We start from the raw sequence: 2,288 nt of genomic DNA, 5'->3' as shown, positions 1-2,288 counted from the left end.
CTGTAAGATATCTGTAGTAAGATTGTTCATAGGGAAGTCCTCTTTTCTGTGAATTTAGTGTGGTAACTCTATTCTACAGAAGGGACTTCCTTTTTTCTATTTACACAAAATATTTTACACTCTCCGAAAAAACAATTAGGAGATTAATACTAATTCTTGATCTACATCAATTCAATCTATCTAGTCTTCGATTAGAATAGATGCATAAGAGGTAAGAAATGAAAATATTGAAATACAAAATACCTCGTTAAATTGATGTAGATCAAGATTAAAAGCTTGAATAGCTGATATACTATAGATGTCAATAAGGTAAATCGAATGAACAAATAAAAATTCAAAGGAGAATGTATCATGCAAAAAGCAAATATTCAATTAGAAACGTTAACTTGTCCATCATGTCTACAAAAGATCGAAAATGGTGTTGGTAACTTAAACGGTGTGGATAAAGACAGCTTGAAAGTGATGTTCAATGCAAGCCGTGTAAAAGTAAACTTCGACGACACTGTATCAATTGAAGACATAGAAAAAGCTATCCAAGACTTAGGTTATGGCGTAAAAAGATCGCGTGTAAAAGCCGCGTAGGTTTACTTAAAAAATCAAAAAAATAATGGAGGAATGAATCATGTCAGAAAAAACACCACAAGAAAGATTAAAAGAAGAACAAGAATATAAAGATCATGTGCATCATACGAAAATAAATGCAGCAGCCATTACAGACCATCTTTTAGGGAATATTCACACACTACATGTGAAGTTACATCAGTATCATTGGTATTTAAAGGGACCTCACTTCTTTACTTTACATGAAAAATTTGAGGAACTATATGATGATAATGAAAAATGGTTTGACCGCTTAGCTGAACAACTGCTAGTTTCAGGATATAAACCAGCTTCTACAACTAAAGAGCTTGTCGAGCATTCTATGCTATCAGAAGATCCAGCAGATAAATATATAAAAGCCGAAGAAATGGTTGACAATATCATCGATGATTTCAGAGAAACTCGTGAATTAACGATTCGTGCCATTCACTTGGCGCAAGAAGAAGAGAATGTTGTCTTTGAGGATACGCTAATTGAATTTAAAGATGACTTAGATACAATAATCTGGATGTTGCAAGCCTTTTTAGGAAAAGAAGCCCTAGAAGATGATGATTACCGCGAGGAAGAGGAAGACTAATACAATATAGATGAAAAGGAACAAGTAACTGCGAATTTACAAAGTGTAGTGAACCCAAAAAGTTGGAGTTTATTCAATTAAATATTAAGCAGACAATTGAGTGTCTTGTTTTCGGTATTCAACCGGAGATAAGCCACTCAATTTTTGTTTAATCCATTGAGATTCTTTGTGAAATAGGGTTGATGGCAATTTCAATTTTGACATTAACCCTATTTATTGTAAAACTTTAGTTAAGTGTATTGAAACATTGGTGTTTTTGATTAGGAATTATATTTGTTTAAGGAAATGAATAAACATTTTTATATGTAACTAGATCAACTCCAATATATGAATGAAACGTATCATTTTTTCTCACATACATCAGCATAAATTATTTTAAAGCAACTTCTTCTTTACTGTCTATACAAACTTTTGATTCATCCGATTAATTAGTCTCAATAGATTGATTTACTGTGGGATTATCGTCAGATATAAAACATACAATAGATGAAGAATTGGCAAACTCAACGAATCAACTCAAAGAGATGATAGCTAAGTTGTTAGACTTAGAGATTCAGGAATTAAATCTTCAAAAGATCCATGATTATTTACTGTAAAAAGAAGTGAAGTTGAGAAACAAGAAAATAGACTTAAAAAAACCAACTTTTAGTATCAAAGAAATGCAAAGAGATCACAGAGAAATACTCTGAATAGCTAGAAATAAAAAGAACAATTAAGCAAAGCTAGAAAATTACCGCTATAAAAACACACTCTTAGATTAAAAACTTTCAGTTCAATACTTAAGAGCGTACTTTTATTATAGCAGGATGAAATTATAATATGTGGCTTTCAATATGAACGTTTTGAGGCATTAAAGTGTAGTTGCCTTGAGTAGTTGAAATCAACTCTAAATGCATGTATAGGCCATTACTTAAAATTATTTTGCTGAAAGTTGTTAAAAGAATTATAGGATTAAATTATTTCTCTATGATGATTTATTAATGGTATTTGATTTGTCAAATTAAGCTAGACAAAACTGCTTCATCTAAGTAACTCAAAAATACTTCCAACGGTGTTCGGTAGTGTAAGGATTTCCGTGGAATCGTGTTCCGTTTGTGTGCAATCGATGACA

The 2,288-nt window shown here is 31.5% G+C and carries 3 protein-coding genes and 1 pseudogene; 3 read left to right on the top strand and 1 reads right to left on the bottom strand.

The window, feature by feature from the left end; all coding sequences use genetic code 11:
* The first annotated feature begins 351 nt into the window (after nt 1–351).
* The 3 genes from ACEN3Z_RS11710 (at nt 352) to ACEN3Z_RS11700 (ending at nt 1,773) form a co-directional block, all read left to right on the top strand.
* Nucleotides 352–582 carry a heavy-metal-associated domain-containing protein gene (locus ACEN3Z_RS11710; RefSeq protein WP_062470281.1) on the top strand — a complete coding sequence of 77 codons (231 nt, stop codon included), beginning with the start codon at nt 352–354 and terminating at the stop codon, nt 580–582.
* 40 nt (nt 583–622) lie between these two features.
* A complete protein-coding gene (locus tag ACEN3Z_RS11705) occupies nt 623–1,177 on the top strand; it encodes a Dps family protein (protein ID WP_407090961.1) in 555 nt (184 codons plus the stop codon).
* Nucleotides 1,178–1,629: 452 nt separating this feature from the next.
* Nucleotides 1,630–1,773 (top strand): hypothetical protein, encoded by a 144-nt coding sequence (locus ACEN3Z_RS11700; RefSeq protein WP_407090960.1) that lies wholly within the window; start codon nt 1,630–1,632, stop codon nt 1,771–1,773.
* Between the two features lie 399 nt (nt 1,774–2,172).
* Here the strand turns inward: ACEN3Z_RS11700 and ACEN3Z_RS11695 are convergent.
* Nucleotides 2,173–2,288, bottom strand: a pseudogene (locus tag ACEN3Z_RS11695) (IS30 family transposase); the annotation flags it as partial.

The sequence above is a fragment of the Ruoffia sp. FAM 26254 genome (assembly GCF_045528545.1).
GTDB lineage: Bacteria > Bacillota > Bacilli > Lactobacillales > Aerococcaceae > Ruoffia > Ruoffia halotolerans.
Note: the sequence above shows the minus strand (reverse complement) of the source record. Positions and strands in the feature narration are given on the sequence as shown.

Bases quoted from the DNA above. Each gene is read 5' to 3' on its own strand.
- ACEN3Z_RS11705 (WP_407090961.1), top strand. From the start codon at position 623: ATGTCAGAAAAAACACCACAAGAAAGATTAAAAGAAGAACAAGAATAT.
- ACEN3Z_RS11710 (WP_062470281.1), top strand. From the start codon at position 352: ATGCAAAAAGCAAATATTCAATTAGAAACGTTAACTTGTCCATCATGT.